Here is a 25,925-nt window from a genome sequence, read left to right as displayed (position 1 = left end):
GAAGCGTAGAACCGCTTTTACTTTTTGTTTCCACGCAATCCCGGACGCAAAACCGCTGCGCACTTTTGCTGGAATTGCTTAGAAACCGGACTGGATGCGCGAGAAGACCAGATTGGTGAAAATCGAGATCTGCGAGCCGACGAAAGGGGCGGTGACGCCGACCGTGATCAGCACCGCGACGATCTTCGGCACGAAGGTCAGTGTCGCTTCCTGCACCTGGGTCAGCGCCTGGATCAAGGCAATGACGAGACCCACCACCATCGCCGCGATGACGGCAGGACCGGCGGCAATCAGGACGGTCCAGATCGCCGCCTGAAACAGATCCAATGCATCAGCTTCATTCATCCGAAGGCAACCTCATATCGCCTTGAAGCGGCCCCGCCGTGGCCGGACCGCCATTGATTGGTATCACCCGAGCTATGCGGCGCACCGGCGCCGTGGGTATCAGGTATCGCTGGTCGGCGCCTTGTCGGCAATAGTGATTCCCGCTTGCACGAGTATATTACCGCCATCCGTGGTCGTCGCTATGATTCCGTCCGAATAAACCTTGACGGATTCGATGGTGCCCTTGACCTTACCGTCGGCGCTTTCCATGTATTTTCCGACGTAGCTGCTGGCCTGGGTGAGGCTCGAGCTTGCCAGAAGCGTGTCCAGCTTGGTGTTGGTCTGGATCGTCTGCTCGACCTGCGAGAAGCTCGCCAGCTGCGACATCTGCTCGCTGGCATCCATCGGATCGGTCGGATCCTGGTTCTTCATCTGCGCGATGAGCAACTGAAGGAAATTGTCGTAGTTCAGCGTCGCCTTCGTCTGGGCCGTGCTCGTCGTGCTTGTCGTGCTCGACGTGCTCACGCTCGATGTTGCATCTACCGCCATGGTGCAATCTCCCTGCGAATCTGCTCGACCATCGTCGGCGGCATTTCGTGGTTATTGAGGATATTGTCTTCGATCGCGTAGAGGCCACGGATCGCCTTGAGCGCGTCGAAGGCGCGGCCCGTCGAGACGAGCGCATCGATGCGCTTCAGTTCGGCGAGGATCTCCTCGTTCTTGAAGCAGGAGAGCAGCATGGTGATCGACTTGCGGAACAACGCCGTCGAGTGGTCCTTGCCCTCAGGGTTGATGAGGATCATCTGCGCGATGAAATAGAGCTGACGCAGCGGCGTCGTGGCTCCCTCCGGCTGGAGGACGTGGTTTTCGAGAAGGAACGTCACATCATTCAGGAATTCCAGCGCGACCTTGCGGTCGACGCGCAGGACGGCGCCGTTGATGAAGATTCTTTCTCCGGCTTTCAGAGAAATGCGAAGTGTACTTTTCATTTAAGTCCATCCCTGATGATGGTGGTAACGTCGATGATGCCCTGGTAGTTATTAGACTGACGTTTTCTGATCCTGTCGCATTCCTTCAATATCCAGATCGCGATCGAGATGAGGTTGGCCCTCAGCCCGATCTCCAGCTGGTTGTCGGGATGTTTGAGATCCTCGATGAAGCTGATCCAGACCCGGCGTGTATAAAACAGGGCTTCAATGGCTTCCCGGCCGTATTTTTCCTTTTCGCGCGCCGCCGCCAGCAGGTCTATGGACCGGTCAAGAACCTGCCATTCCCGCTCTTTCGCGTCGGCCACCGAGTCCTGCATGACTTCGGCATATGAGAACTGATACATTCATGCATCCTTCTTTATTGCGCGCCTTTGATCATCAAAGGTAGTTTACTAGACTCAACTGCTGGATCTTCGAGACGATCGTGTAAGCGGTTTCAAGCTGCGTTTCCAAAGTCTTGACGAGGGTCGAGGCTTCGTAAGGATCGACGCCCTGGAGATCGACGAGCTTGTTCTTGATGATGTTCGATTGAGCGTCGAGAGCGTCGTTGGACTTCTTGACGCGCTCTTGGGAAAGGCCGAGCTGGCTTGCCTGGGTCACGAGGCCGCTGGTCGCCTTCGTCGTATAGCTGATCGCCTGTTTGGACACAGTGCTCATCGCATCGCTGCTGAGGCCCTGACCCAACAGTGCCGAGGTCATTACCGAGGCGAGCGCGAAGTAACGCATGCCCTCGGAATTGGCATTGGTCGAGGATTCGATCACTTCGGAGTTGCTGATGCGGCTCGTCATATTCTGGCTCGATGCCTGCGACCAGCCGGTCGTCGGATCGGTCCAGGCCGCCTGGCTGAACATCGGCTCTACCGTCGTGGTGATGAAGGTGCTCATTTCAGCGCCGGTCAGATCCTTGACCGCCTTCGGTGGGACAAGAGCGGCGGCGTAGGCATTCAATTGCGTGACGATGGCGGCACTCGTCGCGGTCGTCTTGTCGGTCAGCGGCTGCACATCGGTGTTGATGCCCGAGAACAGATATTCGCCGTTTACCATGGTGTTGGCCGTGTCCATCATCGTGGACAGGGCGCTGGTCGCCGACTGGATGGCGACGGTGATGCTGCCTGGGTCGTGGCTGCCCTGGAGAGCGGTCAGCTTCGAAACGAGGCCGTCGCCGACATCCTTCATCTTGGAAAGGCCGAGCTGCGAGGATTCCATGCGCGCGGTGACAAGCGAATTGCTTGATTTGATCGAGGCTATCCGGTCGACCTCGCGGCTGAAGTCGACGCTCCTGGCGGCGTTACCGCCGAGCGAGACACCGATATCGGCATAGACTCCGGTCGTCGCTTCCATCGTCGCCTTCGTCATCTGGTTCTGCGCCTGACGGATCGTCAACCGCATCGCATTCTGAATGGCCGAACTTGAAATAAATGAGCTCTTCATGGCTTAACTCGCAATATCCAGCAATGACTTCAACATTTCGTCAACGGCGTTCAGGATCTTGGTCGCCGCCTTGTAGGACTGCTCTATGTCGAGGAGCAGCGTCAGCTCCTCGTCGAGGTTGACGCCCGTCTCATTGGAATAGGCTTCGTCGGAGCGTGACAGCGCCGCCGAGGTGTTTTCCGCCGCCGTCGTGGCATTGCTGCGGTACTGTTCGAGCCAGCCGAGGGAATTTGTGGCGAATTCCATGATGCTGACGTTTGAATCGATGCCGGTCGTGGCGTCGAACCCGACCGGCGTCCCCGCCGCTGGGTCGAAATCGATGTCGGAGCCCAATGCGGTATAGAGACGATCGAGTTCAGTCGTATAACCGCTGGCGCCTGACGTGTTCAGGACGAGCCCGGTGGCGTTGACGCCACCATCGCGCAGGCGCATCGGATCGCCGCCTTGCGAGGTGATGACGCGGCTGCTGACCGTTATGGTCGCCGCCATGCCAGCAACCGCGGTGGCGCCGGTATCGACCGTGCCGCCGCTCCAGGTGAAGAGGCCTGGCACATAGGCCGGGCCGGCCACCGTGTTCTGTTCCTTGAAGAGCGAGACCAGGCCGCGGGCGACTTCGTCGAGCTGCTTCTGGAAGTTCGGTGCGATTTCGTCGCGCACCTGGAGGAGAGACTGAAGGCTTCCCTGCCCCGTCGTCGTCGATCCGCTGCCGCGCGGAAGTGCCACACCGTCGATATAGACAGAATTGCCGGCGATGGTCGCGGTATAGACATCCTGAGACTTGAACGTCACCTTACGCGGGATCGTCTCGAAGAGGATCGTCCCGTCAGACGTGCTCAGCACCATGTCGTTATTGTCGCGCGTCGTCGCGTTGACGCCGACAATCTGCGAAATCTGCTTGAGAGCCTTCTCACGTTCGTCGAGGGCGCCGGATGCATCCGCACCCGAGGCCGTGGCGGTCTTCACCGCATTGTTGGCCTTCTCGAAGTCGCTGAGAAGCGTATTCAGCTTGTCGACGTCGGTGGCGATCTGCTTGTCGGCGGTGGCGCGGACGTTCTGAACGGATTGCGACGCATTGTTCAGCGAGTTGGCGACGTCCTGGGCGGCGGTAATGGCGCCCTGGGCGGCGACGGTGCTGCCCGGCGTCGTGCGGAAGGCCTGAAGCTTCTGCTGGAAAACACCGAGATAGGTGGATGGCGACGTTTCGTAGTCGTTGCCACCCACGATCGACTTGAGGTCCTCAAGACCGCCGAGCAATGCCTGCTGGGCACTGTCCTGAGAGGATGTCTTCAGGTATTGGCGCAGCAGCGCTTCTTCCTGCGCGCGGTCGATCTTGACGACCTGCGCGCCATTCAAGGACGTGGTGAGCATCGCCTGCCGGCGCACGTAATCTTTGTTGCCCGCATTCGAGATATTGTTCGATACGACACTGCTCTGAGTGCCCGTATTGTTGAATATATTCTGCGCGGTATTAAGTGCGGATGTGAGCGACATGGCTTACCCGGTACCTTGCTTATCTCTTGAGGTTGACGAGAACGTCCATAATGTCGGATCCCGTCTGGAACACCTTGGAATTGGCGGTATAGCTGCGCTGCGATTCGATCATCTCGGTCAGCTCGCCGGCGAGGTCGACGTTCGAGCCTTCGAGAGCGCCTGATTTGATCGTGCCGAGACCGTTGGTCTGCGGGAAGCCGGTGACGGTGACGCCCGACTGGCCGTTGGCGCTGTAGACGTTGCCGCTCATCAGCGTCAGCTTGTCCGGGCTAGCGACATTGGCCAGCGGAATGCGATAGAGCGGCTTGGTGCTGCCGTCTTCGTATTTCGCGTAGACGATGCCGTCGCCGTCAACCGTAACGTCCTTGACCGGGGTCGCTGCCTGACCGTTCGGCGTACCGGTGCCGGAGAAGTCGGCACCGAGCTGTGTGAAGGCGGAGAAGTCCATGGCAATCGTCTGGCCAGTCACCGGATCGACGATGTTAACGGCGCCGGTCGAGGTCATCTTGCCATCGCGGTCGAAGGTCAGCGCTCCCGTGCCGACAGCGGCGGTGGAGTAAGGGAAGGAGGTCGCGCCGCCGACCGCAGCATCGGCGTTGCGGAACATCGCCACTTCCCAGGTGGCAGCGGTAGCGGGAGGTGCCGGTGGCGGCGCTGCCGCGACTGAGGACTTCGTGAAGTAGAAGTCGTACATCACCTTGTTGCCGAGACGGTCGTAGGCGACCATCGAGACCTTCTTGGTATCGGTCGTCGTCGTGGCGAGGTTGGCGCTTGGAGCCGTCGCGGGAGCGACCGGAGCGATCTTGGCGTTGGAGTCCAAGTTGCCCTTGAAGATACCGGATGTCGAGGCGATCGCGGTCAGACCATCCTGGTTGACATTGACGGGAACGAGGCCATCGAAGCCGTTGACGACGACGGCTGGAGCGCCGGAATCGTAGGAATAACCCATCAGCATGAAGCCGGCGGCGTTGACGAGGTTGCCTTCGTCGTCCTTGGTGAAGTCGCCGGCGCGGGTCAGAACCGGCGTGCCGTCAGGACCCTGGACGATGAAGAAGCCGTCGCCCGAGATTGCGAGATCGGTGCTCGACGTGGTGTAGGAAATATCGCCCTGGTCGGAGACGGCCTGGCGGACGGAGGTCTGAACACCGCCGGAATTGTAATTGCCGCCCGAGGAGGGCAGAACCAGCGACGAGAAGCTCGTCGACACAGCCTTGTAACCGGTGGTGTTAACGTTGGCGATGTTGTCGGCGACGGTGCTGAGGCGGTTGGCCTGAGCGTTCATCCCCGATACTGCCGTCTTCATGCTGCCGAAAATGCTCATCTGAAAACCTCGTTTTACCTGTTATGCACGAGAGTATTTGTCGGGCCTTGCGTGAAGCTGTCTGTCATGCGAGCTGCGAGGCCAATATTGACGTTCAGCCGGGCGCCGCCGCCCGGCCGAGAAATCAGGCCCAATCGATGCAGTAACCAAGGAAGCGCTTGGAATCGACCGGATCGACGCCGAGCTTTTTGCGCAGCTTTTTGCGCAGCTTCGAGATGTGGCTTTCGACGACGTTCTCCTCGACCTCTTCATCGAAGATGCCGTAGATGGCGTTGAAGATCTGGGTCTTGGTGACCCGGCGACCGCGATTGGCGATCAAATATTCGAGGATGCGGCGCTCGCGCCGGGGAAGTGCGAAGACTTCGCCGTTGATCTCGGGGTCACGACCATCCGAGAAGACGCGGATCCCGCCGATCTCGGTGTAGTTGGTGATCGCCTTCAGCCGGCGCCGGATCGCAGCCGCCCTTGCGAGGATCTCGCGGGGATGCACCGGTTTACGCACCACGTCGTCAACGCCGCAATCGAAAAGCGCAAGAGTGTTTTCGAGCGAGTGCTGGTCGCTGACCGCAATCACCGGCGCCATCGACCGATCCCGGATCGCCCGGGGCAGTTCGAAGTTGCGCTGGCCCTGACCGATCAGAAAGGCCTCGACTGCAGCTATGTCGGAATCGGCGGCGGTCTGTACCCACTCGCCAAATTCCGCTGGATCAAAGCCGGTGGAGGGAATGCCCTCACGACCGAACAGAGATGTGTATCCATCTTTCACGAGCTCACGCTCATCAACCACTACGATCATTCGTCCGCCTCCGAATCAGTGTGGCACTTCGATGATCTATGGGTACGAATCGCACGAATCGGCGACAACTCGTTAAAGTTAATGGCAGAAACTAATAATTGATTAAGACCTGGGTACCGATTTGATCTATATCTAGTGGGTACGCCTGATTATGCACACCAAAATTTCGTGGAAAAGTTAACGGTCGGTTAAATATGACTTGCGCGGGGGATTCACGCCGGATTCCTGCCACATTGTGACACAGTTTCGTCACAATACGCCTCTTCCATCTTTGGTTGAATCAATTTCGACAAAAGTTACTCGCATTGAGAGTCCACTTGCCATAGCCCGTGGCGACGAGATTGGAGATGACGCGGCAGACATATTGCTTCTGCGCCGGATTGTTGTTGGGTCCGGCATGGTATCTGGCTACCGCCATCGTCCATGTCTCGTGACGGTCATGCAGATTGCGGAGGAATTTTGCCGCATACTCGACGTTGCGATGCGGATCGAACATCTCCTCGGCGGAGCGGAAATTCTCGCCGTGAAAGTAGTGGTTGATCTGCATGCAGCCGATGTCGATGAGCTTGGCGCCGCTGTTGCGGGCGACATCGAACTGCCGCATCGCGTCCTGCTCCGAGGGCGGAAAGATCGCCTTGCCTTCGACGTTCATGGCGTAGGGATAGAGCGAGCCCTTGCGGCCGGTCTCCGTCAGACCGACCGAATAGAGGATGCCTTCCGGGATGCCGTATTTGGCCGCTGCCGACTGGATCTCGCGTTCGCAGGCGCCGGTGGAGGCGATCGCCTCAGAGGTAAACGCCGCCAGTGCCGCTGCTGCCGCCAGAACGAGCGTCTTCAACACTGGTATCGCCTGCGCCATTGAAGCCTCCGCCCGTCCGCTGTGCCGTCTGATTTTGGCGCTCGCGCGCCTCGCCGCCCTGCCCCTGCTGAGGGAGCGACTGCTGCTGGGAAGCCTGGCTCTGGTTGCCCGCGTCGGGGCGCTCGACCGGCGCCATGCTGATGGTGACGTTTTCGACCGCGTAACCCTGGCTGCGCAGAGCTTCGAGAATCTTGCCGTGATCTTCCTTCATTTGACGATAGGCCGCTCCGGTATCGACCTTGAGGTCGATGTTCAGAGCGTCGCCGGACAGGCGCATGGTCGCCGTCACCAGGCCGAGATCGAGCGGGTTCATCTGGATCTTCAACGTATTGACCACCTTGCCGGTGCTCGTCCATTCCGCCGCGTTGGAGAGCGCCGAGCTCGGCTCCATGGCGCGCGCCCATTCGGAATCGCCGGAGAGAGCGGCGGTGACGGCGGCGGAATTCGTATTCTGCATCAGGCCGATATAGCGGCGCGATTCGAGCACCGAAACGTTTTCGACATCGGCCTTCTTCGAGCCATCTTTCGGCCCGGCCTGATCCGTGCCGATGTGGACGTCCATCGACACGCCGCGGCCATCGGCGCGGCTCAACCTGAATGTCTTGCCATCGGCGGCTTCGGCAGTCTCCGATCCGGGAACCTTGATGTCATTCGCCTTGCCGCTCTCGTTATTGCCGCTGACCGCGGCAAGAGCGTCGGACGCATGGCCGCCCGCCTTGGCTTCGATACCATCGAGTTTCTTGTCGCCCGCTCCAGCCTCGTCGACCTTGGCGGAGACGTGATGCGCGGTGGTCGCCGGCAAAGTCACGGTCCCGTCGGCAGGCTCCTGCTTCAGCAGACCCAGAACATCGGAAATGCCGCCGTCATCATCGTCGCTGACCTTGTCCGTATCGGTTTCCAGCGCGTCGGCCTTGGCGTGTTTGCCGCCCTTGGCTGCCGGAGCGACCTCGTCTGCGGGACTGTCCTTCGGATCGAGCTTGCCGAAGGCGAGATCGGCCGGCATTTTGACCTCAGCCTTTACGGGCTTTGCCGTGGCCTTTTCAATACTGGCAATCGTTTCCGGCTGTACCTCCGCCTGTGCCTTCAGCGCGGCGTCGCCGAGGTCGATCAACGGCTTTGCGCTGCTGCGGCCGCGGGTCGTCCGCGCCACTTTCTCGGCGCCGCCATCGGCAGCCACGCCCTGATCCGGCTGCGCATCGTCGGGCTCGTCATTGACGGCATCGCTGCCTGCCTTGGCAAGCGCGTCGAAGAAGCCGCTCTTTTGGCCGTCAGCATCACCTTTTCCGGCCAGTCGCGCGGATTTCGCAACCGCGGCCGTCTCCGTACCGGAGGCTCCGCCCGAGACGCTTATATCCATCATTGTTCGTTGCCTTCTTGCGCCAGAAGACCGTCGATCTCGTCGAGCTTGGATCGACTGGTCGTCACAAATGCGTTGAATGAGGGGTCGGTATCCTGGCTTTGGCCAGTCGATGCCACACCTCCCGGAACAGGCTCGGGAAGCGCGCCTGGCGCTCCCGGTTGCATGGCTATCGCCGCAGCCTTTTCAGAAGTGATTTCTTGATGATCAGTGTTAGGATTGGAGGCTTGCGTCAAGCTTGCCGGGTCGGGAGCGCGCAGAATCTGCTCGGCAACGGATCGCGCCGCCTCCTGCAGCGCCTGATCCCGCCGCGACAGCGCGTTGCCGTCGATGCCGCTGACATTCTTTGCTGCCTGATCGATATCCTCGGTGGGAAGGCCGGCCATGCCGCCATAGAAGTCGGCGAGCGGACCGAAGGCATTGTCGGTGCCGCCGCCAAGCGACTGCACACGTCCGACCGCCATACGCGCCAGCTCCGGCTTGCCTGATATAGCGGCGGCGCGGGCGATGCGCAGATAAACCTCGCGTTGGCGCGGTGCGTCCATGAAGGACAGGATGTCGATGACATCCTGCGGCTTCACGTCGTGATCGTGGCCGACGACGAGGGTGACGAAAAGATCGGCGAACTGGCTGGCATAGGGCGAATGCAGGAATCGTCTGACATAGCGCTGCGAATAGGCCATTCCCCTGTCGAGCATCCCCTTGTCGACGCAAATGGCGACTGAGCGGCGCAACGCCGCCTCCTCGACGATCGTGCCCGGGGCGGCAAGGCGCGCCTGGTCGTAGAGATCCAGCGCGTCTGTCGGTTTCGTCGCGATCAGCACGTTGCCGCCGATCAGAGCAAGATAGGGGCCGATCTTCTTGTCGCGATATTCCCTGGCCGTCTCCTGCAGCGTCTTGGCGACGAGGAGGCCCTTGCCGCTCAAATATTTGCGCAGCACATCGGTGACACGGTTGTCGAAATAGCCGTTGACGTCGTGGGCGATCAGATATTCGAGCGTCTGGGGATTGCCGCCGCTCATCGTATAGATCAGCGCTGCGTCGACGTTGCGATCGTCGTCAAAGATCGACGGTTCGACGGTGCGCAGCCGCGTGTCGATCGTACCCAGCATGAAGCGCTGCATCTCACCGGCCGAATGATCGCCGGTAACGACGGAATCCTGCACGAATTGCAGCGACCGCAGCATTTTGTAGGGCGCGAGATCGTCCGGATCCTGCGCATTGGCTGCGGCCGGCGAAAGCATCGCCAGGCTGAGAGCCACAAATCCGACGTAGCGATGCTGCCGACGCGCCATTCGACTATCCTTGATCCGCCTGCACCAGAATCTCGATCCGGCGGTTGGTGGCGTTGAACGGGTCAGACGGCAGCTTCAGCCGACGGTCGGCAAAGCCGGAGACCTGGGAGATGCGTTTCTCGTCGAGCCCGCCGCGCACAAGCATGTAGTAGGCGCTCTGAGCGCGGTCCATCGAAAGCCGCCAATTCTCGTTCTGCGCGCCCTTATACTGGCGACCGTCCGTGTGGCCGCGGATGGCAACCGCACCACCCCTCTCCTTCAGGATCGCGCCGATCTTTTCCATGGCGAGTACCATTTCCTGGCGCGGAACCGCGGAACCGATATTGAACATCGAATCGTCGGCCTGGTCGGAGATGCTGACCAGCAATCCGCCTTCGGACGCCGTCACTGTCAGGCCTTCGGCGAGTTTGCCGGCAACGCCGCCGATCTGCTGGGCGATCTGCGCCTGCAGCTGCTCGGCTTCCTTCTTCTGCTGCTGCTCGGTCTCGGCGGCACTCTTGTCCGCATCCTTCTGATGATCGGCGTCCTTCTGAGCTTCGGCCTTCTTGTCTTCGGGCGACTTGCCACCCGGCGTCTTGCCGTCCTTGGCCTCGACCGCGCCCTTGGTTTCCTTCGTTTCTTTGGTTTCCTGGGCGGCCTTCTGATCGGTAGTCAGCGGTATCGGCTTGGCGTCCTCAAGCTTGGCGATCTCGGTCGTCTCGCTCTCGACCGCCTGGTCGTCGCTCTTGCCGGGCGGCAACGGCTTGCCGGCCGTCGTGACCTCGACCTGCTTCGTCCAGAAATCCGGATCGAAGGGATCACGATAGGCCTCGCCGCCATCGGCGCCGGTGGCCGGGCCGGAATCGGCGGCACCGCCATCGCCCTTGGCGCTGACATTGGCCTGCTGGCCGACTTCCTGCGCGATCTCGGCAAGAACCGAATAAGGGTTTTCGAAGAAATCGGCCTCGGAATAATTGGTTTGGTCGCCGGAGGTCGATGTCTGGTCGTCACCATCCGCCGCGGCCTTGCCGTCGTTCGGATCTTCTTCCTTCTGTTTCGACTTCTCCTGCTTCTCCTCGCCCTCGGCGTTGTCGACCGGCTTCTTCAGGCCCTTCTCGGTCGGCTTTTCGTCGGAGAGTTTGATCGGATTGAAATAGGTCGCGACCGAAGCCTTGGTCTCCTCGTTGGCGGCATTGACCAGCCACATGACCAGGAAGAACGCCATCATCGCCGTCATGAAGTCGGCATAGGCAATTTTCCACGCACCGCCATGGGCGCCATCGTGATCACCGCCGCCATGTCTCTTGACGATGATGATCTCGTTCTTGCCGTGGTGGTGGTTTTCGCCTTCGCTCATTCCAGAACTTTCTTCAAGCTGGCCGCCCAGGCGGACATACGGGTGACGATGACGGAATCACCGATTTCAACGGCAAGATCGATATCGTCGGTCTCAAAGTGGCGAACCGCGCCGGCATGTTCGCCGAGCTCGGCCTTCAATATATCGAAAAGCCGGGTCGGGCCCCTGACGACGATCGCTCCGGCCGCGCCTTCGAGGATCGCATCACGCAGCAGGGCGGCGAGGCTTTCGGCAGCCTTGGCCGCAAGCGCTTCCGTCATCACAGGCGCGATGGCCTGGGCGGCGCCGGCGCTGACCAGCTGAGCGACTTCTTCGGCTATATCGCGGATGCGGGACGCAATGACCGCCGCCGCCTCGACTTCGTAGCGAAGCTTCAGTTCCTCGAGTTCACGCGCATGGACCTCCGCCAGCGTCTGCACCTCGCGTTCGTATTTCTCGGTCAATTCCACGGTCGCTGCGGCATGACCGTCCGCATAGGCTTCGCGGCGCTCCGCCTCGACGTCGATCGCCGGTTCGCTCGGCATTTCGGGGAAATCGTCGCCGCCGAAATCGTTCATGTCGAGGATCGGCGCTGACGATTCCGGTTCACCGAAATCCTTCAAATACCGGGAAAGCGTAATGCTCATAAAAAACCATCCAGCATTCGGGAGGCATGCAGCATGCCCGCCCCCGCTCAAAGTGACCTTGCGCGCCGGCATCCCCTTCGAAACGGGCAAGGGCCTGACCTTGCACCGGCACGGATTCGGACGATGCCTTCATGCCGGAAACTAGGCAGTCAAACTTGCGCGAGGATGAATGGCGCCGCCACCCGTGATCGCGCCCGCCCCTATTCCAGCAGGATCAGGATCTTGCTTGCGGCCGTGTTGAGGATCGAGATCGCTTCGACCGCCATCTGCTTCTGGGTCTCGATCGCCTTCTGCCGGATCGAAGCCTCGTCCATGTCGGTATCGACGAGCGCGCCGACGCTCTTGTCGATCGAATCGGCCAGATCGGCGGTATAGTCGATCTGATCGTCGATGCGCGTCTTCATCACACCGATGGACGCGGCCGTCGTCGTCAGCGAGGAGAGAAGCGCGTCGGTGACGTCAAGCATGTCGGTGAGTTGCTCACCGGTCGTGTTGTTGTCGATCGCAATTTCCGTACCCGTCGCCGGCGTGGTCGAGTTGGCGTTCAAAAGGTAGTAGTTGCGCGACGTCGCACCGCTGTTGTTGATCGCATTGGCATCGACCGACTTGGTCAGCAGGCCGCCGCCCGCATTGTTCTTGTCGATGAGGATGGTCTGCGACGATGGGAAATCGATGGTCTGGGCCTGATATTCGCCGGTCGGAGCGCGCACGAAACCAGAGATGACCTGCCATGTCGGCGGCGCAGCGGTGTCGCCGTTCAACAGCCAGTTTTCACCCGCAAACGACGTCGATTCAACGATCGTCTGCAGCTGCTCTTTGTATTCGCTGATCTCGGCGTTGATCTTGTCCTTGTCGGCGCCGGGCTCTCTTGCCGAAACCAGTTTGGCGCGAATATCGCCTATGAGATCGATCGCCGAGTTCATCGCCGTGTAGGTCGCATCCACCTTGGCAGCGCCGAGACCGAGCGCATCTCCGATCGTTCCGAGATTGGTGCTGTCCGAGCGCATGACGGTCGCGACCGACCAATAGGACGCATCGTCGGCGGCCGTCTCGATACGATATCCCGAGGACACTTGCTGCTGGGTCTGGTTGGCTTCTTTGTTGATGCTGCGCAGCACCGCAAGCGCATTCACCGCGGCCGCGTTGGTAATCTTAACGGTCATCGACAGGTCTCGGAATCGGGGTGAAAGGGCAGGCCGGATTGCCGGCGGCGACTGAAGTGGCGTCATGCCTCCGGCAGAGTTTCTACCGGCGTGTCGCAAAAGCAAATCAACTCGAGGCGAAGTTAACTCGATACCAACCTGTTGGGCAAGTGCGCAGCACTGAGCCCGATGCAGCGATCGCAATTCCGACCAAAGCATTGATATAAAAGAAAGAACCGCGCCATTTCGGGCGCGGTCCGGGATGCTTTGCACTTCTTGCCAGACGACGGCGCAAGATTGGGTCCAGCTTCAGCGCCTGATTTAGCTGCGGAACAGCGTGAGGATGTTCTGAGCGCTGGAGTTGGCAATCGACAGCGACTGGATGGCCAGCTGCTGCTGCGTTTGCAGCGCCGTCAGCTTGCTCGATTCCTCTTCCATGTCGGCATCGACGAGGCGGCCGACACCCGATTCGATCGAGTCGCTGAGCGCGCCGACGAAGTTTTCCTGCAGATCGATGCGCGTGGAAATCGAGCCGAGCTGCGATGCAGCCTTGGTCATCGCCTCCAGGCCGGCCTCGATCGACGTCAGAGCCATGGAGATCTCAGCCGAGCCGAAAGTGCTGATGTCCATCGAGTAGATCGAGCCGATCGTACCATATGATGTGCCGATGATGCCGGAACTCGTGTCGATCACGCCGGCCGAGGTCATGCCGAAGAGGACGTTGCCTGTGGAGCTCGAGTTCAGGATGTAGTCCGTCGTCTTGACGGAGACATTGCCATTGCCATCACGCACGAAGGTGGAAACGACGCTCTTGGTGCCGTCGGCGCCGGCAACCCAGTTTTCACCGGAGAAGGAAGCCGATTGCGCGATGCTCAGGAGCTGCTGCTGCAGCTGGCTGATTTCTTCCTGGACCTTAGTCTTGTCGACGCCCTTTTCGGTCGCGGCGACGATTTTCGCCTTGATTTCGCTGATGACGTCGATGGCGCTGTCCATGGCAGAGTAAGCGGTGTCGACTTTGGCGGCGCCGAGGCCGAGAGCGTCGGAAACAGCTCCGAGAGCCTTGTTGTCCGAACGCATGGTCGTTGCGATCGACCAGTAGGCGGCGTTATCGGCTGCCTTTTCGACGCGGTAACCCGACGATACGTGGTTCTGCGTAGTCTCCAGGCTGTCGTTGATACCACGGAGTGTCTGAAGAGCGGCCATCGCCGCGACGTTCGTCAAAATGCTGGTCATGAAATGATTGCCCCTTGGCGTGTGGAAAAAAGGGACATTCCGGAAAGCTACCGGGAACGGGAAGCAGCCTCATGCCTGTTAACCGGTTCTTAAATTTGGTTAACTCTCCGTCTCGTTGACCGCAGAAGACAGCATTATGGTTAATCAACAGTTAACGGAAATTAAAAAAGCCGCGCTCCATTGAAGCGCGGCTCGATTCCGAGATGCCCGCCGGAGACCGGCGGGCCGATGTTTCTGCGGGCTATTAGCCGCGGAACAGCGTGAGGATGTTCTGCGAAGAGGAATTCGCGATCGACAGCGACTGGATCGCCAGCTGCTGCTGGGTCTGCAGGGCGCTGAGCTTGGAGGATTCTTCTTCCATGTTGGCGTCGACGAGGCGGCCGACACCGGAGTCGATCGAGTCGCTGAGCGCGTTGACGAAGTCTTCCTGCAGGCCGATGCGGGTGGAGATCGAGCCGAGAGCAGCGCCTGCGCTGGTCATGGCCTTCAGAGCCGATTCAACGTTGGTCAGAGCCGTCTGGATCTGGCCGAGCGTGAAGGTGGTGATGCTCATCGAGTAGACCGAGCCGGTCGCGCCCGACGAGGTGCCGAGGATACCGGTGGAGGTTTCGACCGAGCCGCCGCTCATGCCGAACAGAACGTTGCCGGTGGAGGTGTTCGAGAGAACGTAGTCGGTCGTCTTGACCGAAACGGCGTTGGAGGCGTCGCGGACGAAGGTGGAAACGACGCTCTTGGTGCCGTTTGCGCCGGCAACCCAGTTTTCGCCCGAGAAGGAGGCTGACTGAGCAATGCTCAGGAGCTGCTGCTGCAGCTGGGTGATTTCTTCCTGGACCTTGGCCTTGTCGACGCCGTTTTCAGTGGCGGCAACGAGCTTAGCCTTGATGTTGCCGACAACGTCGATGGCGCTGTCCATGGCGGAGTAAGCGGTGTCGACCTTGGCAGCGCCGAGTCCGAGAGCGTCGGAGACGGCCGAGAGAGCCTTGTTGTCCGAACGCATGGTCGTTGCGATCGACCAGTAGGCAGCGTTGTCGGAAGCCTTGCCGACGCGATAGCCGGACGAAACGTGAGCCTGGGTTTCCTGGAGGCCCTGGTTGATGCCACGGAGAGTCTGGAGGGCTGCCATTGCAGCGTTATTGGTGTTGATGCTCGTCATAGTTTGCTTGCCCCTTGTTGGCAGATTTTAAGAAGGGACATTCCGGATTTTCGGCCGGCCCACAGCGATCAGCATCATGCCTGTTAACCATTCCTGTTAGGGTTAACTCGCCGTTTCGATGGGCCTAGATGACAGCAAGATGGTTAAGGAAAGCTAAATTCGAATTGGAAATAGCGTAAAAATATCTGATACTTAGAAGGATTTTCATTAACCTTATGTTAAAACATTTCGCGGCCGGGGATGACCCGGCCGCGAAACTTGGAAGCCTTGTGCCGACCGGTCTTAGCGGAAGAGCGACAGGATGTTCTGCGAAGAGGAGTTCGCAATCGACAGCGACTGGATCGCCAGCTGCTGCTGGGTCTGCAGGGCGCTGAGCTTGGAGGATTCTTCTTCCATGTTGGCGTCGACGAGGCGGCCGACACCGGAGTCGATCGAGTCGCTGAGGGCGTTGACGAAGTCGTCCTGGCTGTCGATGCGGCTGGAGAGCGAGCCGAGAGCAGCGCCGGCGCTGGTCATGGCCTTCAGAGCCGCTTCAACGTTGGTCAAAGCCGTCTGGATCTGGCCGGCGGTGAAGGTGGTGATGCTCATCGCGTAGATCGAGCCGGTCGCGCCCGACGAGGTGCCAAGGATACCGGTGGAGGTTTCGACCGAGCCGCCGCTCATGCCGAACAGGACGTTGCCGGTGGAGGTGTTCGAGAGAACGTAATCGGTCGTCTTGATCGAAACGGCGTTGGAACCGTCGCGGACGAAGGAGGAAACGACGCTCTTGGTGCCGGCTGCACCAGCCACCCAGTTTTCGCCGTTGAAGGAAGCCGATTGAGCGATGCTCAGGAGCTGCTGCTGCAGCTGACCGATTTCTTCCTGGACCTTGGCCTTGTCGACGCCGCTTTCGGTTGCGGCAACCAGCTTAGCCTTGATGTCGGTGACGACGTCGATGGCGCTGTCCATGGCGGTGTAAGCGGTGTCGACCTTGGCGGCGCCTACGCCGAGAGCGTCGGAGACGGCCGAGAGAGCCTTGTTGTCCGAACGCATGGTCGTTGCGATCGACCAGTAGGCAGCGTTGTCGGACGCCTTTTCGACGCGATAGCCCGACGAAACGTGGTTCTGCGTCTGGTTGAGGCCCTGGTTGACGCTACGCAGCGTCTGGAGAGCGGCCTGTGCGGAAGAATTGGTGTTAATGCTTGTCATAAGTCTGTCCCCTGGAAAACTAGATACAAAAAGGAGGACATACCGGACTATAGTACCGGCGATGACGGACCAGCTTCATGCTACTCGGCGCCTTTTTTGTTTGGCCCAAACCCGTCATGTCCAGGGCAATTTCGCAGCCAATGCTTGCCAACTTCTTAAAAATACAGACCCTGGGCCGGCTCCTTGCAGGGCATAGTTAATGCCTTCTCACAAGGCTTAGTTAATGCCTGCTGAAGATAATTTTTGGCATCCGAATTCGAGCGGCAAAAGCGAACTTTACCGGCGAAAGGGGCGCTTTCCTGGGACAGTCGAGGCTTTCCGAACAAAGCAGGCGCTCATCGCGCCACCGGTTTCAAGCAAGCTTCGAATGCCAGTATGGCAGATGCCGGGATAGCATCATCGGACTGACCCCGTTTTTGGGAGGACGGTCCGTGCGCGCTTCGGCGATCGACAGTCATGCCAGAACATTTCCTTCACGGAGTTGGGTTTTGAACAGCAAAGTTTCGTTCTCTGCGGCATCCAAGGATTACCAGATGGGCCGCTACACACAGTCCTTGGCGACGCTCAACCAGCTCATGGATATCCAGCAGGACGCCAAGACCTATGCGCTGCTGGCCAAGAACCTCGTGCAGCTAGGCTTCAAGGCCGATGCCGCGAAAGCCTATGGCCTGGCCGGCAACTGTGAAGGACCGAATTCCTACGAATACCAGAAACAGGCTGCCAAACTGCATTACGAGACCGGCAACGAGGACGATGCTCTGCTGATCGCCATGCGAAACCTCGCCAAAGCGCAGGAAGACCCGGAGCTCGCCTTCATCATCACCGCGATCTATCTGAAGCGCCAGCAGCGGGATATCATCCGCCCGTTCAAGACGGTGCTGTCGGAGAGCATGAACCCCGATCATATGCGCCTTGCAGCCCTGCTTCTCAGCGACGATCTGAACGACCCAACCAACCAGAGCCTCTCGCGCAACCTCTTCAAGCGTTTTCCCGGCAATCTCGCATTCCGCTTCCTGCATCTGGTTTTCGCCCGCGAATTCAATGAGTTCGAAGAGGCCAGCAAACATCAGGCGGTGATCGACGCTGCTCTCGCAAAGGGCGATATCGAGATCCTGCGCAAGGACAATCCGTTCTATCACCTGCACTGGTGCGGCAACGAGGACTTCAACCGGTATGCGACGATCGGCTTCGCCCCCCTCAACCCGGAACGGGTGTCCTTCCGCCGCAGCCAGCCGCACACATGGTCGGACAAGATCCGGATCGGCTACATGTCATCGGACTTCTGGGATCGCCACGCGACGATGAAGCTCTTGCAGCGCATCCTGGAACTGCACGACAAGGACCGGTTCGAGGTGACGCTCTTTTGCCATACGGACCCGGAGTTCCTGAAGCACAACGACACCGACCGCAACCGCTGGGGCAGGATCGTCACAATTCACGGCTTCTCCGACCAGGCGATGCTGGAAGCGGTGCGCGAGCATAATATCGACATCATGGTCGACCTGAAGGGCCATACATCAGGCAGCCGCGCCACGGCCTTCAACTTGCCGCTGGCACCGGTGCATGTCGGCTGGCTCGGTTTTCCCGGCAGCACGGTCAATATCGACCTCGACTACGTCATCGGCGACCATTCGGTATTGCCCGAGGTGGCCAAGCCCTTCTATCACGAGAAGTTCTGCCGGCTGCCGGAGAGCTACCAGCCGAACGACCCGATGCATCGCCCGAAGCCCCGCCCCGTCACTCGCGAAAAGCTCGGCTTGCCGGAAGAGGCCTTCATCTTTGCGTCCTTCAACGGCAATCGTAAAATCACGCCGGAGACGATCGACAGCTGGTGCCGCATTCTCAAGCGTGCGCCGAACAGCGTGCTCTGGCTGATGGCAAATACGCCGCGCAACCAGGCGAACCTCTTGAAGCAATTCCAGGCGGCGGGCATTTCGCCCAAGCGGATCATCTTCTGCCCGCGCGCCCCTTACGAAGAACATATCGACCGCCAGCAGGCAGCCGACCTCGGCATCGACACCTTCCCCGTCAACGGCCACACGACCACCTCGGAGCAGCTCTGGGGCGGCCTGCCGGTCCTGACCGTCAAGGGCACGAACTTCGCCTCACGCGTCAGCGAGAGCCTGCTCAGGGCCATCGACCTGCCCGATCTCGTCGCGCCCGACCTGCAGGCCTATGAGGATATGGCCGTCGAACTGGCGCAAAATCCCGGGCGGATCGCCGAATACAAGGCGCATCTCAAGGAGAAGCGTTATATCGCGCCGCTCTTCGATGCCGAACGGTTCTGCGACCATCTGGAGAAGGCCTATGAAGTCATGGCCGAGCGCGCCAAGCAGGGTCTTGCACCCGATCACATGGACATTCCGGCGCTGCCGCCGCGCACGGCGCCGTTCGCAGCCGAGTGAGGCTTTTCGATCCGCACAAAAACACCCGCTGGAGCGATCCGGCGGGTGTTTTTCATTGGTGAAATATTAAAAGCGGCAGCCGGTCAGCTGAACGAGCGCACCAGGCTGCCGACGAGCAGGTTCCAGCCGTCGATCAGCACGAAGAAGAGAATCTTGAAAGGTAGCGAGATCGAGGTCGGCGGCAGCATCATCATGCCCATCGCCATGGTGATGGTCGCGACGATGAGGTCGATGACGAGGAACGGCAGCACGACGAGGAAGCCGATCTCGAAGCCGCGGCGAATCTCGGAAATCATGAAGGCCGGGATCAGCACGCGGTAGTCGATCGGATCGGTCGTCTGGATATTCTGTCCGCGTTCGCGCGCCAGATCGACGAAGAGCGCCAGATCCTTGTCGCGGGTATTGGCCGCCATGAAGGTACGGAAGGGTTCGGCGATACGCTGGACCGCCTCGGTCTCGTTGATCTGATTGGCAAGCAGCGGCTGCACACCGTTCTGCCAGGCCTGATCGAAGGTCGGCGACATGACGTAGAAGGTCATGAACAGCGACAGCGACAGGAGGATCATGTTGGAGGGCGTCGAGGAGAGGCCCATGCCTGAACGCAGGATCGAGAAAGCGATGATGAAGCGCGGAAAGCTCGTCACCATGATCAGGATGCCCGGCGCGACCGAAAGAATGGTCAGCAGGCCGAAGGTGCGGATGATCCAGGCGGCGACGGAGCCATCGACCGGCACGTTCAACAAGTCAGTCGGCAGCTGCTGTGCCACCGCCAGTTCCGGTACCGCCATCATGGCGGCAAGGAAAACTATGAGACGAATCATTCGATGACAAATGTCCTGAACATGACCTTCGATACCCGCCCTTGCGAGCGAAGGTCAACACGTTCCTGTATGTCATCCTTGAGATATTGAAAGCCCCGCGGTCCCTCGATCTGCTGGAGGGAAACGGTCCTGATATAAGCGAGGATATCCTGGTGAATATCCTCGGAAACCTTGACATCCGGCGGCCCGTTGAACAGCAGCGCGACCTCGAGTCGCACCCAGTTTTCGGAGGGGTAGGCGAGGTTCGAGGTGATCGGCTCGAGCTGGACGACGTTATTGGCCTCGGTCGAGATGCGCGCCAGGCCTTCCTCGGCCTTCTTCTTGGCCTCCGCATCCTTGGCCTGCTCGACCTCCTTGGCACCCTTGATGTTGGGTGCGACGATCGTACCGACCGCCCAGCCGCCGCCGGCGCCGAGCAGGGTCAGAACGGCGATGCCGATGATCGTCATCAGCGAGCCGGATTTCTTCTGCGATTGACCTGCGCTTGCGTCTGGCTCTGCCATCGTCGTTCAGCCTCAAAGCGGCGAGAAAAGATCGACGGCCTGCTGGCCGCGCGGAGGCTGCTGCACTTCCATCAGGCGGCCGCGGCCGCCGTAGGAGATGCGGGCTTCGGCGATCTTGTCATAGGAGATCTGGTTGTCGGCATTGACGTCCTGCGGACGAACGATACCGGCGACATTCAGGATGCGCAGCTCCTGGTTCAGGCGAACTTCCTGCGAGCCTGATATGACGAGGTTGCCGTTTTCGAGAATGCCGGTGACGACGGCGGCGACCAGAAGGGTGAGCTTGTCGGTGCGCTCGATCTTGCCCTTGCCGTCGGTGCTGGTGTCGGAGCCATAAGTCAGGTCGGTCTTCGACTCGGGCGTCCAGCCGAAGATCTGGGCGTTGACGTCCCAGTTCATGCCGCTCGAATTCGTGCGGCTGCGGTTGGTCTCGTTGTCGAAGGAGGCCTTGTCGTTGATCTGGATGTCGACGGTCAGGATGTCGCCGACGTTGAGCGCGCGCGCATCCTTGAAGAGGGCGGCCTGCGAATCGCTCCACAGCGAATAGCCCTGCGCCACGGCGCGCGGCTGTTTCGGATAAAGCGCCATCTGCGGCGTCTGACCGTAGGCGAGGCCGCTGCCGATCGGGCTCATGGCAGGCGCACGGCCGATCTCGCTGACCGCCGTCGGAGACTGGCAACCTGCAAGGAGTGCGAGGGCGGCGATCGCGGCCGGGAAACGCATATTCATGAAGGATCCTTCGACGTATTGGGATCGGACGCACTGGCGATGACGCTGGCGATGACCGCGGCCTTCTCAGGGTCCATCTCGTTGAGGATGAGGCTCGACTGACGCGGGCCGAGCCGCATGATCACGGCGGAGGCCACCTCGATCTTCATGTCCTGCAACTGAAGTGCGGCCGCATCCGGCTTCATCTTCCTGTAGATTTCGGTAAGGCCGGCTTCCGCCTGCTTCAGGAAATCGTCACGCCGCTTCAGCCAGTCCTGGTATTCGGCCTTGCGCTTGTCCATTTCCGCCATGCGGGCGTCGATGTCGGCGCGAAGCTTTTCCAGTTCCTGCTTCTGCAGGAGGTAACGCTGGTCGCGGGCGGGCTCTGCGATGTTGGTGCAGAACTGCTTGATCTCGTCCTGGGAGGTGATGTCGCCTGCCGGCGCATGTTCCTGCGCGAAGGCGCTGGGGATCGACAGAAGGACGAGGCCTGCGGCCGGCAGAGCCAGCCGGCGCAGCAATTGCAGAACCGTCATGTCAGGGTTGATGATGTCAATCATTGCAGCACAAGCTCCGCCTGCAGGGCGCCTGCCGACTTGATGCCCTGGAGAATGGCGATGATGCCATCCGGTTTCACACCGATATTGTTGAGGCCGGCGACAAGGGTCCTGAGATCTGGACCATCGATGATGGCGACGCGCCCGCCGGTCTGCTCGGCCGCGATATCGGTCTGCGGCTGGACGGCGGTCCGGCCGCGCGAGAAGGGTTCGGGCTGGATGATCTGCGGCGTCTCGGTGACCTGAACCGTCAGGGTGCCGTAGCTGACGGCGACCGGCGAGACGCGGACGTCGGAGCCGATGACGATCGTTCCGGTGCGCTCGTTGATGACGACCTTGGCCGGCGTATCGGTTTCGACGATGAGATTTTCAATATCGGCCATCAGCCGGGTGAGATCGGCCGTGCGCGGCTTCTGGATCACGACTTCCTGCGAATCCTTGGCTTCGGCGACCGGGCCGCCGAAGCGCGCCGAGGCATAACCGTTGACGATGTCGGCGATACGGATCGCCGTCGAGAAGTCTGGGTTGCGCAGTTGCAGGACGAGATTGACCGAATCCTTGAAGCGGGACGGCAGTTCGCGCTCGATGATCGCGCCGCCGGGCACGCGGCCGGCGGTGGTGACGCCTTCGGTCACGGTCGCCGCCTGGCCCTGCGCCTGAAAACCGGAAACGATGGCGGCACCTTGCGCGACGGCATAGATTTGTCCGTCGGCGCCGGAAAGCGAGGTCATGACGAGCGTGCCGCCGCGCAGCGACGTCGCGTCGCCGAGCGAGCTCACCGTCACGTCGATACGACTGCCGGGACTTGCGAAGGGCGGCAGGTTGGCGGTGACCATCACGGCCGCGGTGTTCTTGGCGCTGGACTGACCGCCCTGCGTCGAGATGCCGAGATTTTGCAGCATCGCCCGCATCGACTGCTCGGTGAAGGGCGAGGATCGGAAGCCGTCGCCGGTCCCCTGCAGGCCGACGATCAGACCATAACCGATCAGCTGGTTGTCGCGACCTGCCTGAAGGGAGGCGATGTCCTTGATGCGGGAGGTCAGCGCCCAGGCGGGCGCGACATCAGCCAAACTCATGGCGAGAACCGCGACAAGGGTGACGAAACGGAAGAACAATTTCATTTTGCCCTCACATGGACCGTGCCGTCCGCAAGCACCGTGCCGCTGACGATGACGCCGGAGTCCATATTGCGCGCGCGGACGACCTGCCCGATCGTGCCGTCTTCGAGCGGCGTGCCGGCGGCGGAGATCGTCATCGCGCCGAGCGATAAGACCAGACGGATCGAAGAGCCGCGCGTCACCGTATAGGCCTCGCGCAGACCCGAAACCGAAATCGTGCGGCCCGGCAACAGCGTGCGCTTGGAGACCATGCCTTCGACCTGGGAAATGGATTTGGCGTAATCGCCGGCGAGGTTGGGGTTGGTGACCTCAACCTCCTGAAGCTGGCTCGACGACAAAGTGTCGCCGGGATAGATGATCGTCGTCGGGACGACGGCATAACCCCCGGCATCCGCCGACACAGGCAAGGCGATGCCCGCGACTGCGATCGTGGCTGCCGCCACCCATCCTGAGATGTGTCCTGCCCGGCAAAACATCATGTTTCGGCCCTTCCCTTTACTTCAGGTTCTTGCTGACGATGGAGGCCATTTCATCAGCGGTGGTGATCACCTTGGAATTCATTTCGTAAGCGCGCTGGGCCGAGATCAGCTCGGTGATTTCCTTCACCGGGTCGACGTTCGAGGACTCCAGATAACCCTGCTTCATGTAGGCGAAACCTTCCTCGTCAGGATTGCCGATGACGGCTTCGCCGGAGGCCGGCGTTTCCTGGAAGAGATTGTCGCCGAGCGGCTGGAGACCCGCCTCGTTGACGAAGTCGGCAAGGGTCAACTGGCCGAGCTCGGTCGCCTCCGTCGCTCCCGGCAGCTTGGCCGAGACCTGGCCGGAGCGGCTGATCGTCAGTTCGGTCGAGCCCGTCGGAATGGTGATGCCGGGAAGGACCTCGTAGCCGTCGATGGTGACGAGCTGGCCCTGGTCGTTCTTGTTGAAGGCGCCGGCGCGGCTGTAAAGCGTCGTACCGTCGGTCGACTGGATCTGGAAGAAGCCCTTGCCGATCAACGCTACGTCGAGATCGTTGCCGGTCTGGGTCAGTTCGCCCTGGAGATGCAGGTTGCGGACCGCCGAGGTCTGGACGCCGAGGCCGATATTGGCACCTTCCGGAACGACGGCCTGGTTGGCGCGGTTGGCGACACCCTTGGCACGTTCGGTCTGGTAGAGAAGATCCGAGAATTCGGCGCGGGCGCGCTTGAAACCGGTCGTATTGATGTTCGCGATGTTGTTCGCGATGACTTCCAGATTGGTCTGCTGGGCATCCATGCCCGTTGCTGCGATGGCGAGCGCTCTCATGTGTTCGTCCTCAAATCAGTTACATCTGCATCTTGGTGACTTCGAGAAAGGCCGAGACGACCTTGTCGCGGATGGCAATCGCGGTCTGCAGCGTCTGCTCGGCCTGGAGCATGGAATCGACGACTTCACGCGTCGTCGCCGTGCCCTTGATACCGGCAAAGGACATGCTTTCCGCACCCTTCAGGTTATTGACCGCATCGCTCGCCATGTTGCCCATGACGGAGGCGAAGCTCATGCCATTGGCCGCACCTGCGGCGCCCGACATGGTGGCGGCAGACGAGGAGGCGGAATTTTCGGTGTCGACGGCGCCGAGCGCACGGGTCATCGAAAGGTTGCTGACATTCTGGACGCTGCTGATCATTATTATTGGCTCTTCAGGAGGTCGATCGTGGAGGAGATGAGATCGCGGGTCTGTTTGATGGTCTGCAGATTGGCGTCATACGAGCGGTTGGCTTCGCGCATGTCGGCCATCTCGACCAGGATATTGACGTTCGGCAGTTTGACGACGCCCTTCTGGTCCGCAGCCGGATTGCTGGGGTCGAATTCAGTGCTGAAGTCGCCTTCGTCGACGCCGACCTTCTTGACGCCGACAGTCTCGACGCCGTTGTTGCGATCCATCTGCTGGCCGAAGGTAATCGTCTTGCGGCGATAGGGGTCGGCACCGGGCGTGTCGCCGGTCGAGCGGGCGTTGGCGATGTTTTCCGAAACGATGCGCAGGCGCGTCGATTGCGCCTCGAGCCCGGAACCGGCGATTTTCATTGCTGCTGAAAGCGGATCCATGACTTTACCTCCTGACCGTCATCAACATCATGCGGTTGAAGGAACTGACCAGCGAGGTGTTCAGATCGTACTGGCGCTTGATATCGCCCGACTTGGAGAGCTCCTCGGCCAAACCGACGGTATTGCCGGATTCCTGGACACCGATTTCCTGGTCGAGCGCGGCATCCTTGACGTCGATATCGCCGCTGTCGCTGAAATCGTTGCCGCTGAGATGCGCCGGATTGGTGCGCGCCATGTTGATATTGGAATTGTCGAGCACCGCATCAAAGGGCGTAACGTCCTTGGCATGGAACTTCGGGGTATTGGCATTCGCGATGTTGCCGGCAACAACCTGCTGACGGATCGTCAGCCATTCCGCCTGCCGCGAAGCCAAGTCGAAAAGTTGGATCGGTTGCATGAGAACTCTCCGTTTTTACTGTCCCGAACCTAGTGCGGTAATCTTGCGTGGGACTTACGGGGAATTCAGGCTTCGGGGCAGTTTTCGGCGAAGGCCGCCGCGATGACAGCGCCGCGCATCTTTCGGACGCGCAAGGATGCTGTAACTCTTTGAATTACTGCGTTATTCCCTAAATCGGAATCGATCTAAGGAATGACGGAATAAAAAACAGGGGCTCCGGCCGGTTCACGGCGGAGCCCCTGTTGCCTTCGGCGTTTGCGGACAGGTTCAATTGTTCTGGTAGATCTCGCCCTTGGAGGTGACGATCACCCATTTGCCGTCGCGCTGCTCGAGTGTCGCAAGGCGGCTTTCGTCGGGCAGGATCGAGCCGATGCGCACCACATACATGCCCGAGGGATCCTCGATCAGCGCCCGGCCGTTGGAAACATGCAGCAGGCGGAAGGAAGATTTGCCGGGGAAAGGCTGATCTTCCTGTATGGCGCGGCCATCGCGCTCCTTGCCGAGATCGGAGACCGTCGCCGTCGTCAGCGGATCGATCGGCGGGGCCTTTTTGTCCGCCTCGTTCTTGTTGACCATGGCAAGCGGCGAGACGCTGAAGACGTTGCGGGCCGGCCAATCCGGCAGTTCACGCGAATTCTCGCTGGCGGCGACATTGATGCCGAATTTGTCCGCGTTGAAGAAGACGTACCAGGGAAAGAAGGCGGAGGCGCCGGCAAGCGCCAGGCCGGAGAAGGTCAGAAACCGATCCAGGATGGCGGCTTTCCTGCGCTGCTTCAGGGAAGCTATACGTTCGTCGTCGAAATCAGCCACG

The 25,925-nt window shown here is 60.3% G+C and carries 29 protein-coding genes; 1 reads left to right on the top strand and 28 read right to left on the bottom strand.

Annotated features, from left to right (window positions below; translation table 11 throughout):
* Positions 1–78 precede the first annotated feature (78 nt).
* The 17 genes from fliQ to GR198_RS04130 all read right to left on the bottom strand — a co-directional run bounded on the left by fliQ (position 79) and on the right by GR198_RS04130 (position 16,541).
* Positions 79–345: a flagellar biosynthesis protein FliQ gene (gene fliQ, locus GR198_RS04210; RefSeq protein WP_009992823.1), complete on the bottom strand. Its 267-nt coding sequence runs from the start codon at positions 343–345 to the stop codon at positions 79–81.
* Between the two features lie 99 nt (positions 346–444).
* On the bottom strand, positions 445–873 hold the full coding sequence (flgD, locus tag GR198_RS04205; protein ID WP_164054099.1) for a flagellar hook assembly protein FlgD: 429 nt from the start codon (positions 871–873) through the stop codon (positions 445–447).
* Positions 864–1,313: a flagellar biosynthesis repressor FlbT gene (gene flbT, locus GR198_RS04200; RefSeq protein WP_003556571.1), complete on the bottom strand. Its 450-nt coding sequence runs from the start codon at positions 1,311–1,313 to the stop codon at positions 864–866. The genes flgD and flbT overlap by 10 nt, the downstream gene beginning before the upstream one ends.
* Positions 1,310–1,657, bottom strand: coding sequence for a flagellar biosynthesis regulator FlaF (gene flaF, locus GR198_RS04195; protein WP_003556569.1), 348 nt, complete (start codon positions 1,655–1,657; stop codon positions 1,310–1,312). Before flaF ends, flbT begins: the two co-directional genes overlap by 4 nt.
* Before the next feature lie 34 nt (positions 1,658–1,691).
* Complete coding sequence (locus GR198_RS04190; protein WP_164054097.1) at positions 1,692–2,744, bottom strand: flagellar hook-associated family protein; 1,053 nt, start codon at positions 2,742–2,744, stop codon at positions 1,692–1,694.
* A gap of 3 nt (positions 2,745–2,747) precedes the next feature.
* Complete coding sequence (flgK, locus tag GR198_RS04185; protein ID WP_029874056.1) at positions 2,748–4,235, bottom strand: flagellar hook-associated protein FlgK; 1,488 nt, start codon at positions 4,233–4,235, stop codon at positions 2,748–2,750.
* Between the two features lie 19 nt (positions 4,236–4,254).
* A complete protein-coding gene (locus GR198_RS04180; RefSeq protein ID WP_027666401.1) occupies positions 4,255–5,556 on the bottom strand; it encodes a flagellar hook protein FlgE in 1,302 nt (433 codons plus the stop codon).
* A gap of 124 nt (positions 5,557–5,680) precedes the next feature.
* Positions 5,681–6,352 carry a transcriptional activator Rem gene (gene rem / locus GR198_RS04175; RefSeq protein ID WP_003545558.1) on the bottom strand — a complete coding sequence of 224 codons (672 nt, stop codon included), beginning with the start codon at positions 6,350–6,352 and terminating at the stop codon, positions 5,681–5,683.
* Between the two features lie 280 nt (positions 6,353–6,632).
* The gene (locus GR198_RS04170) at positions 6,633–7,190 is read right to left on the bottom strand and encodes a transglycosylase SLT domain-containing protein (RefSeq protein WP_003545557.1); all 558 of its coding nucleotides are present in this window, start codon (positions 7,188–7,190) and stop codon (positions 6,633–6,635) included.
* The gene (gene fliK, locus GR198_RS04165; protein WP_164067556.1) at positions 7,138–8,571 is read right to left on the bottom strand and encodes a flagellar hook-length control protein FliK; all 1,434 of its coding nucleotides are present in this window, start codon (positions 8,569–8,571) and stop codon (positions 7,138–7,140) included. Before fliK ends, GR198_RS04170 begins: the two co-directional genes overlap by 53 nt.
* Entirely contained in the window at positions 8,568–9,863 is a 1,296-nt protein-coding gene (gene motC / locus GR198_RS04160; protein ID WP_029874053.1) for a chemotaxis protein MotC, read from the bottom strand. Before motC ends, fliK begins: the two co-directional genes overlap by 4 nt.
* Before the next feature lie 4 nt (positions 9,864–9,867).
* Positions 9,868–11,199 (bottom strand): MotB family protein, encoded by a 1,332-nt coding sequence (locus GR198_RS04155; protein WP_029874052.1) that lies wholly within the window; start codon positions 11,197–11,199, stop codon positions 9,868–9,870.
* Positions 11,196–11,825 (bottom strand): hypothetical protein, encoded by a 630-nt coding sequence (locus tag GR198_RS04150; RefSeq protein WP_029874051.1) that lies wholly within the window; start codon positions 11,823–11,825, stop codon positions 11,196–11,198. The genes GR198_RS04155 and GR198_RS04150 overlap by 4 nt, the downstream gene beginning before the upstream one ends.
* Before the next feature lie 200 nt (positions 11,826–12,025).
* Positions 12,026–12,988, bottom strand: a complete 963-nt coding sequence (locus tag GR198_RS04145) for a flagellin N-terminal helical domain-containing protein (RefSeq protein WP_029874050.1) — start codon at positions 12,986–12,988, stop codon at positions 12,026–12,028.
* 300 nt (positions 12,989–13,288) lie between these two features.
* Complete coding sequence (locus GR198_RS04140) at positions 13,289–14,200, bottom strand: flagellin N-terminal helical domain-containing protein (RefSeq protein ID WP_026158527.1); 912 nt, start codon at positions 14,198–14,200, stop codon at positions 13,289–13,291.
* A 244-nt stretch (positions 14,201–14,444) separates the two neighbouring features.
* A complete protein-coding gene (locus GR198_RS04135) occupies positions 14,445–15,353 on the bottom strand; it encodes a flagellin N-terminal helical domain-containing protein (protein ID WP_017958998.1) in 909 nt (302 codons plus the stop codon).
* A gap of 282 nt (positions 15,354–15,635) precedes the next feature.
* Positions 15,636–16,541, bottom strand: a complete 906-nt coding sequence (locus GR198_RS04130; protein WP_029874049.1) for a flagellin N-terminal helical domain-containing protein — start codon at positions 16,539–16,541, stop codon at positions 15,636–15,638.
* A 431-nt stretch (positions 16,542–16,972) separates the two neighbouring features.
* Between GR198_RS04130 and GR198_RS04125 the strand changes: the two genes are divergently transcribed.
* Positions 16,973–18,946: an O-linked N-acetylglucosamine transferase, SPINDLY family protein gene (locus GR198_RS04125; protein ID WP_029874048.1), complete on the top strand. Its 1,974-nt coding sequence runs from the start codon at positions 16,973–16,975 to the stop codon at positions 18,944–18,946.
* A gap of 83 nt (positions 18,947–19,029) precedes the next feature.
* Here the strand turns inward: GR198_RS04125 and fliP are convergent, their stop codons facing one another.
* The 11 genes from fliP to GR198_RS04070 form a co-directional block, all read right to left on the bottom strand.
* The gene (gene fliP / locus GR198_RS04120) at positions 19,030–19,767 is read right to left on the bottom strand and encodes a flagellar type III secretion system pore protein FliP (RefSeq protein ID WP_003556541.1); all 738 of its coding nucleotides are present in this window, start codon (positions 19,765–19,767) and stop codon (positions 19,030–19,032) included.
* Positions 19,764–20,270, bottom strand: coding sequence for a flagellar basal body-associated FliL family protein (locus GR198_RS04115; RefSeq protein ID WP_003545539.1), 507 nt, complete (start codon positions 20,268–20,270; stop codon positions 19,764–19,766). The genes fliP and GR198_RS04115 overlap by 4 nt, the downstream gene beginning before the upstream one ends.
* 12 nt (positions 20,271–20,282) lie before the next feature.
* Positions 20,283–20,999 carry a flagellar basal body L-ring protein FlgH gene (gene flgH, locus GR198_RS04110; RefSeq protein WP_011650477.1) on the bottom strand — a complete coding sequence of 239 codons (717 nt, stop codon included), beginning with the start codon at positions 20,997–20,999 and terminating at the stop codon, positions 20,283–20,285.
* Positions 20,996–21,538, bottom strand: a complete 543-nt coding sequence (locus GR198_RS04105) for a MotE family protein (protein WP_012756064.1) — start codon at positions 21,536–21,538, stop codon at positions 20,996–20,998. The genes flgH and GR198_RS04105 overlap by 4 nt, the downstream gene beginning before the upstream one ends.
* Positions 21,535–22,656 carry a flagellar basal body P-ring protein FlgI gene (locus GR198_RS04100; protein ID WP_029874047.1) on the bottom strand — a complete coding sequence of 374 codons (1,122 nt, stop codon included), beginning with the start codon at positions 22,654–22,656 and terminating at the stop codon, positions 21,535–21,537. The genes GR198_RS04105 and GR198_RS04100 overlap by 4 nt, the downstream gene beginning before the upstream one ends.
* Positions 22,653–23,132, bottom strand: coding sequence for a flagellar basal body P-ring formation chaperone FlgA (gene flgA, locus GR198_RS04095; protein ID WP_029874046.1), 480 nt, complete (start codon positions 23,130–23,132; stop codon positions 22,653–22,655). The genes GR198_RS04100 and flgA overlap by 4 nt, the downstream gene beginning before the upstream one ends.
* Positions 23,133–23,148: 16 nt before the next feature.
* Positions 23,149–23,937, bottom strand: coding sequence for a flagellar basal-body rod protein FlgG (gene flgG, locus GR198_RS04090; protein WP_003545534.1), 789 nt, complete (start codon positions 23,935–23,937; stop codon positions 23,149–23,151).
* Positions 23,938–23,956: 19 nt separating this feature from the next.
* Positions 23,957–24,298: a flagellar hook-basal body complex protein FliE gene (locus GR198_RS04085; RefSeq protein WP_029874045.1), complete on the bottom strand. Its 342-nt coding sequence runs from the start codon at positions 24,296–24,298 to the stop codon at positions 23,957–23,959.
* 2 nt (positions 24,299–24,300) lie between these two features.
* Positions 24,301–24,717, bottom strand: coding sequence for a flagellar basal body rod protein FlgC (gene flgC / locus GR198_RS04080; RefSeq protein WP_164024848.1), 417 nt, complete (start codon positions 24,715–24,717; stop codon positions 24,301–24,303).
* 4 nt (positions 24,718–24,721) lie between these two features.
* Positions 24,722–25,114, bottom strand: coding sequence for a flagellar basal body rod protein FlgB (gene flgB / locus GR198_RS04075; RefSeq protein WP_029874044.1), 393 nt, complete (start codon positions 25,112–25,114; stop codon positions 24,722–24,724).
* A 267-nt stretch (positions 25,115–25,381) separates the two neighbouring features.
* On the bottom strand, positions 25,382–25,924 hold the full coding sequence (locus tag GR198_RS04070) for a hypothetical protein (RefSeq protein ID WP_020048479.1): 543 nt from the start codon (positions 25,922–25,924) through the stop codon (positions 25,382–25,384).
* Between the last annotated feature and the right edge of the window lies 1 nt (position 25,925).

The sequence above is a fragment of the Rhizobium leguminosarum genome (genome assembly GCF_010668065.1).
GTDB lineage: Bacteria > Pseudomonadota > Alphaproteobacteria > Rhizobiales > Rhizobiaceae > Rhizobium > Rhizobium leguminosarum_S.
Note: the sequence above shows the minus strand (reverse complement) of the source record. Positions and strands in the feature narration are given on the sequence as shown.

What these genes read in the sequence shown, in the direction of transcription:
- fliQ (WP_009992823.1), bottom strand. Translation starts at nt 345, where the DNA reads ATGAATGAAGCTGATGCATTGGATCTGTTTCAGGCGGCGATCTGGACC.
- flgD (WP_164054099.1), bottom strand. Translation starts at nt 873, where the DNA reads ATGGCGGTAGATGCAACATCGAGCGTGAGCACGTCGAGCACGACAAGC.
- flbT (WP_003556571.1), bottom strand. Translation starts at nt 1,313, where the DNA reads ATGAAAAGTACACTTCGCATTTCTCTGAAAGCCGGAGAAAGAATCTTC.
- flaF (WP_003556569.1), bottom strand. Translation starts at nt 1,657, where the DNA reads ATGTATCAGTTCTCATATGCCGAAGTCATGCAGGACTCGGTGGCCGAC.
- GR198_RS04190 (WP_164054097.1), bottom strand. Translation starts at nt 2,744, where the DNA reads ATGAAGAGCTCATTTATTTCAAGTTCGGCCATTCAGAATGCGATGCGG.
- flgK (WP_029874056.1), bottom strand. Translation starts at nt 4,235, where the DNA reads ATGTCGCTCACATCCGCACTTAATACCGCGCAGAATATATTCAACAAT.
- GR198_RS04180 (WP_027666401.1), bottom strand. Translation starts at nt 5,556, where the DNA reads ATGAGCATTTTCGGCAGCATGAAGACGGCAGTATCGGGGATGAACGCT.
- rem (WP_003545558.1), bottom strand. Translation starts at nt 6,352, where the DNA reads ATGATCGTAGTGGTTGATGAGCGTGAGCTCGTGAAAGATGGATACACA.
- fliK (WP_164067556.1), bottom strand. Translation starts at nt 8,571, where the DNA reads ATGATGGATATAAGCGTCTCGGGCGGAGCCTCCGGTACGGAGACGGCC.
- motC (WP_029874053.1), bottom strand. Translation starts at nt 9,863, where the DNA reads ATGGCGCGTCGGCAGCATCGCTACGTCGGATTTGTGGCTCTCAGCCTG.
- GR198_RS04155 (WP_029874052.1), bottom strand. Translation starts at nt 11,199, where the DNA reads ATGAGCGAAGGCGAAAACCACCACCACGGCAAGAACGAGATCATCATC.
- GR198_RS04150 (WP_029874051.1), bottom strand. Translation starts at nt 11,825, where the DNA reads ATGAGCATTACGCTTTCCCGGTATTTGAAGGATTTCGGTGAACCGGAA.
- GR198_RS04145 (WP_029874050.1), bottom strand. Translation starts at nt 12,988, where the DNA reads ATGACCGTTAAGATTACCAACGCGGCCGCGGTGAATGCGCTTGCGGTG.
- GR198_RS04140 (WP_026158527.1), bottom strand. Translation starts at nt 14,200, where the DNA reads ATGACCAGCATTTTGACGAACGTCGCGGCGATGGCCGCTCTTCAGACA.
- GR198_RS04135 (WP_017958998.1), bottom strand. Translation starts at nt 15,353, where the DNA reads ATGACGAGCATCAACACCAATAACGCTGCAATGGCAGCCCTCCAGACT.
- GR198_RS04130 (WP_029874049.1), bottom strand. Translation starts at nt 16,541, where the DNA reads ATGACAAGCATTAACACCAATTCTTCCGCACAGGCCGCTCTCCAGACG.
- fliP (WP_003556541.1), bottom strand. Translation starts at nt 19,767, where the DNA reads ATGATTCGTCTCATAGTTTTCCTTGCCGCCATGATGGCGGTACCGGAA.
- GR198_RS04115 (WP_003545539.1), bottom strand. Translation starts at nt 20,270, where the DNA reads ATGGCAGAGCCAGACGCAAGCGCAGGTCAATCGCAGAAGAAATCCGGC.
- flgH (WP_011650477.1), bottom strand. Translation starts at nt 20,999, where the DNA reads ATGAATATGCGTTTCCCGGCCGCGATCGCCGCCCTCGCACTCCTTGCA.
- GR198_RS04105 (WP_012756064.1), bottom strand. Translation starts at nt 21,538, where the DNA reads ATGATTGACATCATCAACCCTGACATGACGGTTCTGCAATTGCTGCGC.
- GR198_RS04100 (WP_029874047.1), bottom strand. Translation starts at nt 22,656, where the DNA reads ATGAAATTGTTCTTCCGTTTCGTCACCCTTGTCGCGGTTCTCGCCATG.
- flgA (WP_029874046.1), bottom strand. Translation starts at nt 23,132, where the DNA reads ATGATGTTTTGCCGGGCAGGACACATCTCAGGATGGGTGGCGGCAGCC.
- flgG (WP_003545534.1), bottom strand. Translation starts at nt 23,937, where the DNA reads ATGAGAGCGCTCGCCATCGCAGCAACGGGCATGGATGCCCAGCAGACC.
- GR198_RS04085 (WP_029874045.1), bottom strand. Translation starts at nt 24,298, where the DNA reads ATGATCAGCAGCGTCCAGAATGTCAGCAACCTTTCGATGACCCGTGCG.
- flgC (WP_164024848.1), bottom strand. Translation starts at nt 24,717, where the DNA reads ATGGATCCGCTTTCAGCAGCAATGAAAATCGCCGGTTCCGGGCTCGAG.
- flgB (WP_029874044.1), bottom strand. Translation starts at nt 25,114, where the DNA reads ATGCAACCGATCCAACTTTTCGACTTGGCTTCGCGGCAGGCGGAATGG.